Origin of the sequence: Cytophaga aurantiaca DSM 3654, assembly GCF_000379725.1 — a bacterium.
GTDB lineage: Bacteria > Bacteroidota > Bacteroidia > Cytophagales > Cytophagaceae > Cytophaga > Cytophaga aurantiaca.
This window is the reverse complement of sequence record NZ_KB903624.1, coordinates 1-16,489: the sequence shown is the minus strand read 5'-3', so window position 1 is coordinate 16,489 and position 16,489 is coordinate 1. Positions and strand designations below refer to the sequence as shown.

The window sequence follows — 16,489 nt, the reverse complement described above, 5'->3', positions numbered from 1 at the left end:
GAAGAACTACCATCATCTTAAACTTAAGTGTAGCAGTTTGCTAAGATTTTTAAAGAATTATTATTGGAGCTTAGGTTTAACTTATGAGTCTGTTCTTTTAAAATTTGATTCAAAATCCGACATTTTTTATAAAAAAATGAATTTTAATTAAACAGAACAAAGATTAGATTGGAGTATTTTGTTATGTAAGATTTCAGTTACAATATTCATGAATTTTATTGCATTTATTCATTATTTGATTCTTTGTTTTGTATTAAAATTCATATGTATAGTACAATTATTTAAATACGTTATTTTTTGTAAATGCTTATATATTAGCTATTTTTGTTTTATATATAAGGTATGAATTTGTACTTTTTAAATGAATGACTATGTCACTGTTAAATAGAATATTACTGTTATCTACAACATTCTTTGTTTTTGAACACGCCTATTCTCAATGTAATAATTGTACGAATACTTACACAAGTAATTCGGCTATTGTTGCCACTGCCGATAACCAAACTATTTGTATAACAGGTGGTTCTTTTTTTACGGTTATTTCAAATTATAAAAATGTAACGGTTAAAATCTGTGCTCCCAATGTTCAATTGACGAATGTACAGCTTGGAGCTACTGCATTGAGCAATACAATTGAAAGTTTCGGAGATAATACAAATATCAATTCGTTGGTTACCGAAGCAGATACGTTCTCATTTATTGCGCATAATACAGGTGCTTCTTTAACGAGTGCAACGATCAATGGAATGTCCAGATTCAGAACTACTGCAGGTGCTACGTTAACCATTACTCCGAATTTAAATCCAGGTAAAAAGATATTCATTATTGCGGAAGATAATTCAACGGTTAATACAGCTGCCATTACTTCCAATCAGGGTGGTATTATAACAGTAGGGAAGAGTGCAAAATTGAACACAACCGGAACCGTAATCTTACAGAACGATGGATTTATCTTAAACAACGGAGCAATCACTACGACCGGAGATTTTACCGTGCAAAATGGTGGGAACGCAATCACCAATTTTTGTGGAGAATCTACCATTACGATCAGCGGGAAGTTGATCATTAACAGCGGTATCTTATACAATGCAGGTATTGTGAAGGCTGCAACAATTGTTGTGAATGCCAATGCCGGACCTGTATATCCAAATGAGGGTTCACAAATTATTGCAACTTCAAGTTTAGAAACAACCAATACAATCAATTTCATCCGTGGAGATAGTATTAAAGCGGGAGAATGTGCCTTGTTTAAAGTTGCCGCATTCGGATCATGGAACGCACCGCTTTCAAATTCGTCGCAAGTCAAATACTGCGGACCTACGGCTACGTCTGCTCAATTGGGACAAGCACTTGCAGACTGTAATTGTTTGAGTGAACCAAAATTGTGCGTGCCTTTGTGTACAGCACCAACAGCTGTAACAATCACTGCGCCTGTAAACAATGTATGTGCGGGCGGATCAACCATATTAACAGCAAATGCAACCGGATTAAAAGCAGGAGATACCTATACATACAGCTGGTATAAGACGAGCGTATTAGCGGCAAATTTAGTTGTAACGAATACGAATGTAACTACCTTAACGGTATCCACTTCCGGAACCTATTTTGTTGTAGTAGCAAATACTATTAAGCCAGCAGATTGTTCAACACAAAATACTGCAGGATTTGTATTTACGGTGAATCCAATTCCACCGCAGCCTAGTATCACAGCAGGTGGTCCGCTTACATTCTGTAACGGTGGTTCTGTATCTTTGACAGCAGCAACAGCAGGCTTCACAGGCGGAACATATACGTGGTCGGACGGTTCAACTGCAAATCCCTTGGTAGTATCAGCAAGCGGGACTTACACGGTAACATATAAATCAGCCGACAATTGTACGGCACCGGTTTCAGCATCTACAACGGTAACGGTAAATCCAATCCCGCCGCAGCCAACGGTTGCAGCAGGTGGTCCGCTTACATTCTGTAATGGTGGTTCTGTATCTTTGACAGCAGCAACAGCAGGCTTCACAGGCGGAACATATACGTGGTCGGACGGTTCAACTGCAAATCCCTTGGTAGTATCAGCAAGCGGAACATTTACCGTTACATATAAATCTGCATCGAATTGTACGGCACCGGTTTCTGCTTCTACAACGGTAGTAGTAAATCCAATCCCGCCGCAGCCAACGGTTGCAGCAGGCGGCCCGCTAACATTCTGTAATGGTAGTTCGGTATCTTTAACAGCAGCAACAGCAGGATTTACTGGCGGTACGTATACGTGGTCGAACGGATCTACATCCAATCCATTGGTAGTAACAACAGGAGGGACTTACACGGTAACATATAAATCTGCATCGAATTGTACGGCACCTGTCTCCGCATCTACAACGGTAACGGTGAATCCAATCCCACCGAAACCAACAGTTGCAGCAAGTGGTCCATTAACATTCTGTAATGGTGGATCTGTTAGTTTAACAGCAGCAACAGCAGGCTTCACAGGCGGAACATATACCTGGTCGAACGGTTCAACTACAAATCCATTGGTAGTGACAACAGGCGGAACATATACTGTTACCTATAAATCAGCAGATAATTGTACGGCACCGGTTTCAGCATCTACAACGGTAGTAGTAAATCCAATCCCACCGCAGCCAACGGTTGCAGCAGGCGGCCCGCTAACATTCTGTAATGGTGGATCAGTATCTTTAACAGCAGCAACAGCAGGTTTTACAGGAGGTACCTATACCTGGTCGAACGGTTCCACATCAAATCCATTGGTAGTAACAACTTCAGGAACATATACTGTTACCTATAAATCAGCAAACAATTGTACGGCACCGGTTTCAGCATCTACAACGGTAGTAGTAAATCCGATTCCACCGAAACCAACAGTTGCAGCAGGTGGTCCATTAACATTCTGTAACGGCGGATCAGTAAGTTTAACAGCAGCAACAGCCGGCTTTACAGGAGGAACATATACTTGGTCGAACGGTTCGACTTCCAATCCATTGGTTGTAACAACAGGCGGAACATATACCGTTACCTATAAATCAGCAGATAATTGTACAGCGCCTGTTTCAGCATCAACAACGGTAGTAGTAAATCCAATCCCGCCGCAGCCAACGGTTGCAGCAGGCGGACCGTTAACATTCTGTAACGGCGGTTCAGTTAGTTTAACAGCAGCAACGGCAGGCTTTACTGGTGGTACCTATACCTGGTCGAACGGTTCCACATCCAATCCATTGGTAGTAACAACTTCAGGAACATTTACTGTTACCTATAAATCAGCAAACAATTGTACAGCACCGGTTTCAGCTTCCGTAACGGTACTTGTAAATCCGATTCCACCGCAGCCAACGGTTGCAGCAGGCGGACCGCTTACATTCTGTGATGGCGGTTCTGTTTCCTTAACAGCATCAACAGCCGGCTTCACAGGTGGAACATATACATGGTCAAATGGATCAACATCCAATCCATTGGTAGTAACAACTTCAGGAACCTATACTGTTACCTATAAATCAGCAGACAATTGTACAGCTCCGGTATCAGCTTCAACAAGAGTACTAGTAAATCCCATTCCTCCAAAACCAGTTATAACAGCAGGCGGACCGCTTACCTTCTGTGATGGTGGTTCGGTATCTTTAACTGCAGCATCAGCAGGCTTTACAGGTGGTACATATACGTGGTCGAATGGTTCAACATCCAATCCATTGGTTGTAACAACTTCAGGAACCTATACGGTTACCTATAAATCAGCAGACAATTGTACAGCACCAATATCAGCTTCCGTAACGGTACTTGTAAATCCGATTCCTCCGCAGCCAACAGTTGTAGCAAGTGGGCCATTAACATTCTGTAACGGCGGTTCTGTTAGTTTAACAGCATCAACAGCAGGTTTTACTGGTGGTACTTATACATGGTCGAACGGTTCAACATCCAATCCATTGGTAGTAACAACTTCAGGAACGTTTACTGTAACTTATAAATCGGCCGACAATTGTACAGCACCGGTTTCAGCATCGACAACAGTACTAGTAAATCCGATTCCTCCGAAACCAGTTATAACAGCAGGCGGACCGCTTACCTTCTGTGATGGCGGTTCGATTTCTTTAACAGCAGCAACAGCGGGTTTTACAGGTGGTACATATACGTGGTCGAACGGTTCCACTTCAAATCCCTTAGTAGTAACAACAAGCGGAACATTTACGGTTACCTATAAATCGGCCGACAATTGTACGGCACCGGTTTCGGCGTCGACAACCGTAATCGTTAATCCAATTCCGCCACAACCAACGATAACAGCAGGAGGACCATTAACATTCTGTAATGGTGGTTCTGTTAGTTTAACAGCAGCAACAGCAGGTTTTACTGGTGGTACTTATACATGGTCGAACGGTTCAACTTCTAATCCATTAGTAGTAACAACTTCAGGAACATTTACGGTTACGTATAAATCAGCATCGAATTGTACAGCACCTGTTTCCGAATCGGTAGCTGTGCTAGTAAATCCAATTCCTCCAAAACCTGTAATTACTGCAGGTGGTCCTTTAACATTCTGTGATGGTGGTTCAGTTTCTTTAGCAGCAACAACAGCCGGCTTCACAGGTGGTACTTATACGTGGTCGAATGGTTCAACATCCAATCCATTGGTAGTAACAACAAGTGGAACGTTTACGGTTACGTATAAATCAGCAGACAATTGTACAGCACCGGTTTCAGCATCCAAAACAGTAATCGTTAATCCAATTCCTCCACAACCTGTTATTACAGCAGGTGGCCCATTGACATTCTGTAACGGCGGTTCTGTTAGCTTAACAGCAGCAACAGCAGGCTTTACAGGAGGTACTTATACATGGTCGAACGGATCAACATCCAATCCATTAGTAGTAACAACAAGTGGAACATTTACTGTTACCTATAAATCAGCATCGAATTGTACAGCACCTGTTTCCGAGTCGGTAGCTGTATTGGTAAATCCAATTCCTCCGAAACCTGTTGTTACAGCAGGTGGCCCGTTAACGTTCTGTGACGGTGGTTCAGTTTCTTTAACAGCAGCAACAGCAGGCTTTACAGGTGGTACCTACACATGGTCGAATGGTTCGACTTCCAATCCTTTAGTTGTAACAACTTCAGGTAATTATACAGTAACTTATAAATCTGCTGATAATTGTACAGCACCGGTTTCGGCATCAACAACGGTAATCGTAAATCCGATTCCACCACAGCCTTCTATAACAGCAGGTGGTCCGTTAACGTTTTGTGATGGTGGTTCGGTATCTTTAACAGCAGCAACAGCAGGTTTTACAGGTGGTACATATACATGGTCGAACGGCTCAACATCAAATCCATTGGTAGTAACAGCAAGCGGAACGTTTACTGTTACCTATACATCCGCATCAAGTTGTACAGCGCCTGTTTCTGTTGCAACAACAGTACTTGTAAATCCGATTCCACCACAACCTGTTGTTACAGCAGCTGGCCCGCTTACCTTCTGTGATGGAGGATCTGTTTCATTAGCTGCTGAATCAACAGGGTTTACAGGTGGTACGTATACGTGGTCGAATGGCTCAACTTCTAATCCATTAGTAGTAACAACAAGCGGAACATTTACCGTTACGTATAAATCGGCCGACAATTGTACTGCGCCTGTTTCCGCTGCAACAACGGTACTTGTAAATCCGATTCCACCACAACCGGTTGTTACAGCAGGCGGCCCGCTTACATTCTGCGATGGCGGTTCTGTATCTTTAACAGCAGCAACAGTAGGCTTTACAGGTGGTAGCTATACCTGGTCGAATAGCTCTACTGATAATCCGTTGGTGGTATCCACAAGCGGAACATTTACGGTTACGTTTACTTCGGCTGATAATTGTACAGCACCTGTTTCTGCATCTACAACAGTAATCGTAAATCCAATTCCACCGCAACCTACTATTGAAGCGAATGGTCCGTTAACCTTCTGCGATGGTGGCTCGGTATCCTTAACAGCGGCAACGGCAGGATTTACAGGTGGTACGTATACGTGGTCGAACGGATCGTCTACAAACCCTTTGGTAGTAACAGCAAGCGGAACGTTTAGCGTTACGTATAAATCAGCATCAAATTGTACAGCACCGGTTTCTGAATCGGTAGATGTACTTGTAAATCCGATTCCGCAAAACCCTGCACTGCTTGCTTCCGGACCGTTATCATTCTGCCCGGGTGACTTTGTAACCTTGCGTGCAGAATCTGCAGGCTTTACAGGTGCTCTGGAATGGTTTAAAGGAAACAATTCATTAAGCAGTTTAGCAAGTATCGATGTATATGATGCAGGCGACTATAGTGTTAAATTTACTTCGGAGGCAGGTTGTACATCCAATCAGGTTGCTCAATTTTCAATCGATGTATTGCCATTAAATTCTCCGGTTTCTTTAGGCATTGATATCATAACATGTAATACATACATTGATTTGAGTGCTGCTGCTTCATCTTACGGAAACGGTGTATGGTCGATCTATAACAATTCAACGCTTGCGTTTTTATCAAAAGCGGATTCGATCAAAGTGCGTGCAGAAGGTTTGCTTCCGGGTAATACGTATAGCTTTATCTACACGGTTTCTGGTGCATGTGGTCCGGCTCAGCGCGATACGATTTCAATCATTGCAGGGTTACCCGATTTTGATATTGCTTCCGTAGAAACTCCGCATGATACCTTGTGTGTGGGTGTTTCAAGAAGGGTAGAAGTACATGCAACGGGTGGTACGGGCAACTTTAAATACAATTGGATCCAGGCTTCCAGTCACGATACTACACGGACATCCGGAAATTATCTGGACATTGTTCCTACGAACGTAGAAACAACTTATTATGTCTACGTTGAAGACTTGTCTAAGCTTGGATGTAAAACATTCCAGGATACACTTACCATTTCAGCTGTAGGTAAGCAGGTGCTGATGATACCAAATTTGATCACACCAAACGAAGATGGTAAAAATGATGAATTCAGAATTGTAGAAAAAGATAATTTTAATAAAAAAATGTTCCCGGCTCAATCGTATTTAGAAGTATACAACAGATGGGGAACACGTGTGTTTGAAGCAAACAATTACGAAGGCAATTGGAAAGCAGATGATACCTCAGACGGAATGTACTATTATTACTTAAAGACTGGCTGTGGAAACGAAGAGTATAAAGGCTGGGTGCAGATATTAGCCAATCGAAATTAATATATACAGTATACATAGCTCCCGTATTCAATAAATACGGGAGCTATTTTTTTGAAGGGATATTTTAAGAATGGGTATAAGACAAATTTAATTTGTCTGCAGTTGCAGGACTGCAAAAAAGATAATTATAATAATCGCTTTTGCTTAAGCTTGTAACATGACGTACACTGCCTAGTTCATCGATGTTGAAGTACAGGTAATTCAGATCTTTTACCAGAGCTTCTACTTTTTCACCAATTTCATCTGTTAAAATTTCAATCAGCATCGTAGGTTTGTGTACAGATAAAAATTCTGAATAACCTTCAAGTACTTCAGCTTCGTGCGTTTCAACGTCGATCTTAATGAGATCTATTTTTTCGATTTTGCTATTTTTAATAAATGCATCCAGCGTAATGGTTTCAATGGTAGTACTAACTACCGTTGTTTCGCTTGAAAACATATTTTTATTTACGGTAACCGAATAGGTGTGTTCTGAATCTGTATCGTAGATCGTTGCTGTGCCGTTGAAATTTGAAGCAGCCTGTTCGTATGCATGAATGTCAAACGCATTTAACTCAATGTTCTCACGAAGTTTCTGATACACACGGGCAACAGGTTCAAAAGCATACACACGTGAAGAAGGATTTACTGTTTTTGCAACCAGAGCGTACACACCTGTGTTTGCACCTATGTCAACAATCACATCCGAATCTTCGCAAAGTTTTATCCAGAGTTTGATCGATTCTTTCTCCCAGCCTTCTGTTAGACCGCTCCAGAAGATTGCATTTTCCAACTGAAAGCCGTAATGTTTAATCTTGAATTTTTTTGATGAATCAATTTTTACAGTAAATACATCTTTAAAATATAAATGACGGTAAATAGATTCACTTGGAGTCCATACATATTTCAATAATGTAAATGCTTCTTTTTTGAAAGGAAGTGCTCTGTAGATGCTTTTGAAAAATTTCTTCATTCGGAAAAGATAAAATGTATAATGAAAAGGCTTGTTACAAAAACGACTTCAAATAAATACATTACTTGAAGTCGTTTTTTGTTTTGTTTACTTTATGTTAAACGAATATTTTTCTGTTTACATCAAATTTCTCAAGATAATCGGCTACTCTTCGTACAAACATACCGCCTAATGATCCATCAATCGCACGGTGATCGTAGGAGTGTGATAAGAACATCATGTGACGTATGCCTAAGGTATCACCTTGAGGAGTTTCAATTACAGCAGGCTTTTTAATTACCGCACCCAAAGCTAAGATTGCAGCTTGTGGCTGAACAATGATCGGAGTGCCCATTAAATTACCAAATGATCCAACATTTGAAACGGTATATGTTCCGCCTGATAAATCATCTGCAGTCAGTTTGTTTTGACGTGCACGTTTTGCCAGATCGTTTACTTTTTTAGTCAAGCCCACGATATTTAACTGATCTGCATGTTTAATTACAGGAACAATTAAATTTCCATTAGGCAGAGCAACTGCAATACCAATATTGATATCTCTTTTTACAAGAATCTTATCGTCTTCGATAGAAATGTTTACCATCGGATAATCTTTGATGGCTTTCACAACCGCTTCAATGAAAATAGGAGTGAATGTCAATGCAACATTTTCACGTTCCATGAAATCATTTTTCCAGCGGTTTCTCCAGTAAACAATATTTGTAACGTCTGCTTCAACAAAGGAGGTAACGTGCGGAGAGATGCGCTTCGATTCAACCATACGGTCTGCAATCATTTTACGCATACGATCCATCTGTACGATCTCAACATTGCCATTGCTTGACGAAGCAGGTTTGCTTACATAAGCAGGCTCAGTACTTGCAGCTTTTGTTTCAACAGGTGTTTGTTGAACAATGTTTTCTGTTTTTGCTGCCGCAATCTTTCCATCTTTTTTTGCCTGAATGTAATCAAACAGATCATGTTTGGTAACACGTCCGTCTTTTCCGCTACCAGCGATCTGTTCCACTTCTGACAATGAAATGTTTTCCTGACGGGCAATATTTAAAACCAAAGGAGAATAGAATTTACCGCCTTTGATGTTGTTGTGTTCGATGTGTGTATGTGTTTGCGCAACAGCCGCAACGGGCTTTTGCTCAACTGCTGCCGGTTGAGCAGGAGTGATGGTAACGGTAGGAGTGGCAACAGGAGTACCCGTTGCTGCTGGTTGATTTACTTCTGTTTCTATGATTGCGATTGCTGTACCTACTTGTACAACATCACCCTGATTCGCACGGATCTCTTTTAAAATCCCGTTAAATGGTGAAGGAACTTCTGTATCTACTTTGTCGGTAGCTACTTCCAATACAGATTCATCTTGTTGGATACGATCGCCGGGCTTTTTCAGCCAGGTTAAAATCGTACCTTCCATTACACTTTCACCCATTTTGGGCATTACCAATTCAACCAAAGCCATTACTGACGGAATTTTGTTTTGTTTCTAAACACAAAAATACGCTTTTTTTATTAAGACACACCCTTTTTATACAATCCTTCGGTTTGAATAACAATCTTGTAGTGAGTATTTTAGGATTTTAAACCCAATTATGTGGTTAATTGCTGTCGAATGAGATTCAATATAGCCAAGGCAGTCATTCGGATATTGTTTTCACGAAGGGCTGAAAGCTGTAATTTTTTTGTCACCACTTTGTCTTCATCGGCATAAGCGATCCAGATTGTACCTACCGGTTTTTCAGCTGTTCCGCCATCCGGACCTGCAATACCACTGGCTGCAACACCGATAGAAGTACCCAATTTCAAACGCACTTCTTTTGCCATAATTTCAACGGTCTTTTCACTTACTGCACCATGCTGCTGTAAAATTCCACTTGGCACATCCAGCAATTGAGTTTTGATGATATTTTGATAGGCAATGATAGAACCGTAATAGTAAGCCGATGCTCCAGGTACAGAAGTGAGCAGGTGTGCAAGATAGCCGCCCGTGCAGCTTTCAGCGGTTGCAATGGTTTTATTTTTTGACTTCAATAAATCTCCTACCGATTTTTGCAACGTATCTTCATCATATCCATATACGTGTGTATGAATGAGTGGAAGTACGTCATTTATTTGTTGCTGAATTTCAGTTTTTATCTGCGCTTCATTTTCTCCGACACCTGTGAGGCGAAGTTTTACTTCGCCTGCAGAAGGCAAGTACGCCAGTCCAATATGTTTGGGTAATGCATTTTCCCATTCCTTAATAATTTCAGAAAGCGTAGATTCTCCAATGCCAATGGTCTTGATCATACGGTGAACGATCACCGGTGTTTGAAAACGATTTTTAATTTTAGTAAAACCGAATTCGCTCAATATACCTTTCATTTCGTAAGGGACTCCCGGTAAGGAAATGTAAACGACATTGTTTACGTCCATCCACATGCCTGGTGCAGTTCCGTTGGAGTTGGTAAGTATTTCACAATTTGCAGGTACAAGAGCTTGTTGTTTATTTAATTCACTCAACTCTCTTCCGCGTACAAAAAATAAATTTTGTAAATGTTTTAATACCTCATCATTCCAAACCAATTCTGTATTAAAAAAAGTACAAAGTGTTTTTTTTGTGATGTCATCATTCGTCGGACCCAATCCTCCGGTAATGATCACAAGGCTTGCACGTTTGCTTGATTCGTCCAAAATACGTAAAATTTCATCAGCCTTGTCGCTGACAGAAGATTTTTGTCGAGTCTTAATGCCAAGCTTATCAAGCTCTGCGCTTATCCATTGAGAATTTGTATCTGTTATTTGTCCGTATAAAATTTCGTCACCAATGGTAATGATGTCGGCATAAATCTGAGTGCTCATATAATTTGATTATTGTTTAACAAACCGCAATTGGCCTGTTGTATTTTTTATCTGTATAAAGTACAAACCTGTTTCCAGACTTGCAACAGATAATTGAATCCGGTTGTTGGTGATCTGTACCTGATCTTTTTGTATGACTTGTTGTCCGATGGAATTGTATACAACCAGATCAACGCTTGACTTGTCGTATTGTTCGAACTCAAGTGTGATGAATTCGTTTGCAGGAATCGGAAATAATTTAATGGAACTTGCATTGGATGTTTTAATTGCCAGCGGAGTGGATACAATTGTAACGGTTTGTTTGAGTGAATCGATACAGGTTTCGTCGTCACTGGCTTTTAACGTTACGATGTAATTTCCCGGAACTGTATATACATGTGTTGGATTATCTTGTGTGGAAGTTTGATTATCTCCAAAATTCCATAACAGCGATTCGTATCGGATACTTTCGTTTGTGAACAGCGATGCAGCATTGGCAACATCAGCAGTATAACTGAATAAAGCAAGAGGCGCTTTATTTTCTAACACAACAAATCTGGAATACGTTGATTCATACAAGGAATCGGTATTGGTTACATAGATGGTATCTGCTGCAGAAACATTTGTAAGTGTAAATGATTTTCCTTGGAAGGCCGGTATGGAAACAGTTGTAGGAATTTCTGTATAGAAATTAAATGAACGTCCCGGTGACGGACTGATTGTATAATCATGTGTGGAGTTTGTACATAATTTTACAGAGTCTGCCAGGGGAGTGGTGCCTGTATGTATTTCTATAAATTTTTGTATGGCTGCAGTGGATTGGATTTTTAAATCCAACAAGGTAGTATTTGAAGTCAGTAATGCAAAGGCAACAACTACGGTGTCACCCTTTTTTAAATGGTTGATGCGTGCGGCCATCGACATAGATATGTCATTACCTGCAGCATTCCCTCCGGCTACGTATCTTCCGGTTTTGCTGGAAATACATTTGAATTTTTCTGCTGCTGTATATCCATCATTCGGGTTGATGTTTGTTCCGCCAACTGCAGAATTATCCATTGCATAGTAATGCATTTCCTGATTGGTTAACAGACTTAAACCTGCATATAAATTGTTGGCAGTAATATCGTAGGCGTATCCCATACGAGAGTCGTAATCGAAGCCTGCACGATTTTTATCATAGTTCTGTATGTCCCAATCCACAAAGTGTCCCACATAAATAGAATCAATATCTGCATTTGAACGATTGATAATTTTATACTCTAAAAAAACAGTTGTACTTAAAGCAGTTGTATTAAAAGTGTATGAGCGTTGCAGACATTCAATACCCTGTGGTAGCGGATTGGTAGAAGAAGAGTCGTTGAATGTTGAAAACGTTTCTTTGTACTTGATTGAATTTTCTACAAATTCCGGAATGTTCAGTGGTTTAAAATCAAGATCAGAACTTCCCATCGGATTACCTCTTACACAATCAGAAACGGTAGAAGAATTTTGTCCGATCATTAAGCCGCCTTCATACATTATATTTGTACCATTACTTTCAAAACCCACACCAACGGTACTTCCTACGTCTTCATAACCAACGCGGCCGTTTGATGTAATGGTTGTTTTGACATGATTATTGTACAACGTTCTATACGGAGGATTCACTTGTATGGTGAAATATTGGTAATCGGAATAACCTGTTGCCACATCCGTATATCCGATTCTTAATTCAATGACCTCATTTGTGGTTGCAGAATTTTTAATGACAATCTTAAGCGGATTTGCTGCATTGGATTTTGATGTAAGACTATCAATGACACCCATAGATATGCTGTTCAACACAAGTATATCGCCGGATTGAGAGGATATGTCAATTGTTAATCCTGCTGTTGGTCGCAGGTAGTTAAAGAAATCTGCGGTTATAAGAACTGTATCTCCACTGAATAAAGAAAGTGTATTGTTTGCTTTCGCTACAACATTTTTAAATCGGATGGATGGAGATTTAGTGTCTGTTAAGGCCTTGTAAATATTGATCCGGCCTTTGCCCATTTTTTCTTTGTATGCAACATTTTCAGGAAATGTATCTACAACATCTGCTGTAACACGTAAGAGTTCTGCTGCTTGCAATGCAGAGATATTGGGATAATGTGAACGTACTAAAGCTGCAGCACCTGCTACTAAGGGAGAGGCAGCAGAGGAGCCATCCTGCAACGTATATGTATTGGTAGGAATGGTTACTAAAAGTCCCATACCTTGCGCACCGATATCTACAGAGCGGGCATAGGTTGCTTTGTAACAGCAGGCCCAGTTTTTAAAATCTGCACGTGTATCAATGTATTTATTTGCACTGGCAGAATAAATGGTATCCATCGCAATGACAGAAAGTACATTATCATACGCCGCAGGATAGTAGTCAGCTTCTTCATCTGTATTACCAGCGGCTGCAACGATTAACACATCTTTACTGATCGCTGCATAATTGATCACATCCTGATCAAATGCAGAATAAGAGCCTGTACCGCCCCACGATAAATTAATTACTTTACATCCATGTTCTGCAGCATACACGATGGCATCATAACCAGCTACGATAGCTCCGCCTCCCGCATCAGTGGATGCTTTGAGAGGTAATATTTTTGAATTGAATCCCATACCTGCACCGCCTATGCCGTTATTAGCCGTTGCTCCGGCAATGCCTGAAACTTTTGCTCCATGATTATTGGCACCTACAGTCGGGTTGTTGTCGTTGTTTCCAAAATCCCAACCACTGTAATTATCAATGTATCCATCGTTATCATCATCCACACCATTCACCGGATCAAGCGTATTGTATGCGATGTTGTTTGTCAGATCCTGGTGAGATGTATCCGAACCTGTATCAATGATGCCGATAATAACATTGGGATCGCCCTGTTCAATCGCCCATGCCTGAATGGCTCCCATGCGTGCTAAATACTTCTGTTGAAAGAGCGGAACATAGGGATCGTTCGGATAAAAGATTGCTTGCTGGTTGTGTATGTATTTCAATTCCACATATTCAAATGCATCCAGCGTCATTAAGGTTGCTGCTAAGGCAGGCAGATCGGCTTTTGAAATTTCTGAAAAGGTAAGTGTATAAACTAAACTCAAGTCTACATGGCCTTCCATGGTAGGGGCTTGTATGTTTGGAAAGGTTCTGGTGTAGTTAATAAGTGCTGCAGGTGCAATGGTATTTTTAATTTGATCAATCGATGTCTTATCTGTAAAAAAAGAAACGGATTGGGGTTTTAATTTTACCAATAAAATGTTCTCCGCATAATCAGCATTCGACGATTTCTTTTGAGCAAATAAACTATTGCAGCTCAAGAGGAGCATGCATAGCGTCAGAAAAAAATGATGTATAAATGCGGTTCGGTTTTTCATAGTTAATCTATTTCATAAACGTAAAAAGGCTACTGCTAGTTTTAACTATTCAGTAAGACTTCAGTTTATGTCTAAAAGTATCAAAAAGTAACTTCATTTCCGGTAAATATTGACGTAGGGACTGGTTATACTTTCGATAATATAATAAATTGAATATGAGTATGTAAGATAATTTAATATAGAGTTTAACCCATTTCGATTTTTACTCTACTATAAGATACGTAACTTAGGATATTGTACAAATTGGAAGAAGGAAACTTGATATATGGCTAAGAGTAAGGATGCTGAAGGGAATGCTTCAGAGCATAAATTAAAGATACGGAATGTTAAATTAAGTGATTACGATGATATCTGTGAGATCATGGAATCTGTGTATGCAGATATTGGCGGTTCATGGACAAAAAAAGAACTGAAATCACATTTGAATTATTTTCCCGAAGGTCAGATTTGTATAGAAGACAATGGAAAGGTAATTGCTGCTGCCTTCAGTTTGATCGTAACCTATGCAAATTATGGTGACAAGCATACCTATCAACAGATCACAGGTGATGGTTTATTATCCAATCACGATCCGGAAGGAGATACCTTGTATGGAATAGATGTTTTTGTACACCCCGAATTCAGAGGGATGCGTTTAGGCCGACGATTGTATGATGCACGTAAAGAGTTATGCGAAACGCTTAATCTTCGTGCAATTATTGTAGGTGGACGAATTCCGGGATATAAAAAATATGCAAAGAAATTAACGCCACGTCAATACATTGATGAAGTTAAAAAGAAAGAAATTTTTGATCCGGTGTTGACGTTTCAATTGGCAAATGATTTTCACTTGCGCAAAATTGTTCAGGGCTATCTTCCGGATGACCTGGATTCTAAAGCGTATGCAGCGTTACTTGAATGGAAAAATGCCTTGTATGAAGCCGATGAAATTTTGTTTGGCGGAAATAAAACATTGGTTCGCGTTGGACTTGTACAATGGAAGATGCGGAACATGGCTTCTGTTGATGAGTTGTATAAAATGATCGAGTTCTTTGTGGATACGGTTTCAGGCTATAAAGCAGACTTTTGTGTGTTCCCTGAATTTTTTAATGCACCGTTGATGGCAAAGTTTAATCAGAACTCTGCATCTGATGCGGTAAGGGCTTTAGCAGACTATACCGAAGAGATACGGACTAAAATGACAGAACTGGCTGTATCGTATAATATTAATATTATTGCAGGCAGTATGCCTAAATATGAAGACGATGGTTTGTATAACGTTTCGTATTTATGCAGAAGAGATGGTACCTGGGATTATCAGTATAAATTGCACGTAACACCGGATGAGGCCAATTACTGGGGCTTACAGGGCGGAGATAAATTGAAGGTGTTTGAAACAGATGCAGGAAAGATTGCGATCTTGATCTGTTTCGATATTGAGTTTCCTGAATTATCCCGTTTACTTGCAGATAAAGGAGTAAACATTATTTTTGTTCCGTTCTTAACCGATACAAAATCTGCGTTCATACGTGTACAACGTTGTGCGCAGGCACGTGCGATAGAGAACGAATGTTATGTTGCGATCTCCGGAAGTGTAGGTAATTTGCCGGGTGTAGAGAATATGGATATTCAATATGCACAATCGGGTATTTATTCACCATCTGATTTTATATTCCCGCATGATGCAACACTGGCTGAAGCAACTGCGAATACAGAAACTACATTGATTGCTGATCTTGATCTGGATCTGTTAAAACGTCAACGTAAGTTTGGTTCGGTACGTAACATGGAAACACGACGCAACGATCTGTACGAATTGCGCTGGCTGCACAAAAAGGATGAAGATGAAAGTCATTAAAATAAAAGGCCTCCCGTTATTTAAGGGAGGCCTTTTATTTTAATCATGTGTCTCGTCCTGAAATAGCGATACATAAAAAGTAACGTTATGAAAGAAGAATCAGAGAAACAGTATGTTAGAAGAAGTTCAAAAGACTACAGCTATAGCTTTAAATTAGCTGTAATTCAGGAAATTGAGCAGGGTTTAATAAGTGTAAAAGAAGCCCACGACAAGTATGGAATTCAAGGTAGCCACACGGTTGCAACATGGTTGAAAAAATATGGTAACTTTGACATGTCCAATAAAAGCGACTCAGTTATGCCTAAATCTAATGAA

General features: G+C 40.2%; 6 protein-coding genes and 1 pseudogene. 3 read left to right on the top strand and 4 right to left on the bottom strand.

Translation table 11 applies throughout. The features are described 5' to 3' along the window. The first annotated feature begins 371 nt into the window (after nucleotides 1-371). Nucleotides 372-7,187, top strand: coding sequence for a T9SS type B sorting domain-containing protein (locus A3EE_RS0104225; RefSeq protein WP_018342192.1), 6,816 nt, complete (start codon nucleotides 372-374; stop codon nucleotides 7,185-7,187). Between the two features lie 64 nt (nucleotides 7,188-7,251). Here the strand turns inward: A3EE_RS0104225 and A3EE_RS0104220 are convergent, their stop codons facing one another. The 4 genes from A3EE_RS0104220 to A3EE_RS0104205 all read right to left on the bottom strand — a co-directional run bounded on the left by A3EE_RS0104220 (nucleotide 7,252) and on the right by A3EE_RS0104205 (nucleotide 14,337). Continuing rightward, nucleotides 7,252-8,139, bottom strand: coding sequence for an FkbM family methyltransferase (locus tag A3EE_RS0104220; protein WP_018342191.1), 888 nt, complete (start codon nucleotides 8,137-8,139; stop codon nucleotides 7,252-7,254). 97 nt (nucleotides 8,140-8,236) lie between these two features. Further along, nucleotides 8,237-9,592, bottom strand: coding sequence for a dihydrolipoamide acetyltransferase family protein (locus A3EE_RS0104215; RefSeq protein WP_018342190.1), 1,356 nt, complete (start codon nucleotides 9,590-9,592; stop codon nucleotides 8,237-8,239). A gap of 128 nt (nucleotides 9,593-9,720) precedes the next feature. Next, complete coding sequence (locus tag A3EE_RS0104210; RefSeq protein ID WP_018342189.1) at nucleotides 9,721-10,971, bottom strand: competence/damage-inducible protein A; 1,251 nt, start codon at nucleotides 10,969-10,971, stop codon at nucleotides 9,721-9,723. 9 nt (nucleotides 10,972-10,980) lie between these two features. Beyond that, the gene (locus tag A3EE_RS0104205) at nucleotides 10,981-14,337 is read right to left on the bottom strand and encodes a S8 family serine peptidase (RefSeq protein WP_157446882.1); all 3,357 of its coding nucleotides are present in this window, start codon (nucleotides 14,335-14,337) and stop codon (nucleotides 10,981-10,983) included. Between the two features lie 265 nt (nucleotides 14,338-14,602). On the opposite strand from A3EE_RS0104205, the gene A3EE_RS0104200 reads away from it, so the two are divergent. Both A3EE_RS0104200 and A3EE_RS0104195 read left to right on the top strand, forming a co-directional pair. Then, the gene (locus A3EE_RS0104200) at nucleotides 14,603-16,174 is read left to right on the top strand and encodes a bifunctional GNAT family N-acetyltransferase/carbon-nitrogen hydrolase family protein (protein WP_018342187.1); all 1,572 of its coding nucleotides are present in this window, start codon (nucleotides 14,603-14,605) and stop codon (nucleotides 16,172-16,174) included. A gap of 87 nt (nucleotides 16,175-16,261) precedes the next feature. Continuing rightward, a pseudogene (locus tag A3EE_RS0104195) lies at nucleotides 16,262-16,489 on the top strand (transposase); the annotation flags it as partial.

Bases quoted from the DNA above. Each gene is read 5' to 3' on its own strand.
- A3EE_RS0104225 (WP_018342192.1), top strand. From the start codon at position 372: ATGTCACTGTTAAATAGAATATTACTGTTATCTACAACATTCTTTGTT.
- A3EE_RS0104220 (WP_018342191.1), bottom strand. From the start codon at position 8,139: ATGAAGAAATTTTTCAAAAGCATCTACAGAGCACTTCCTTTCAAAAAA.
- A3EE_RS0104215 (WP_018342190.1), bottom strand. From the start codon at position 9,592: ATGGCTTTGGTTGAATTGGTAATGCCCAAAATGGGTGAAAGTGTAATG.
- A3EE_RS0104210 (WP_018342189.1), bottom strand. From the start codon at position 10,971: ATGAGCACTCAGATTTATGCCGACATCATTACCATTGGTGACGAAATT.
- A3EE_RS0104205 (WP_157446882.1), bottom strand. From the start codon at position 14,337: ATGAAAAACCGAACCGCATTTATACATCATTTTTTTCTGACGCTATGC.
- A3EE_RS0104200 (WP_018342187.1), top strand. From the start codon at position 14,603: ATGGCTAAGAGTAAGGATGCTGAAGGGAATGCTTCAGAGCATAAATTA.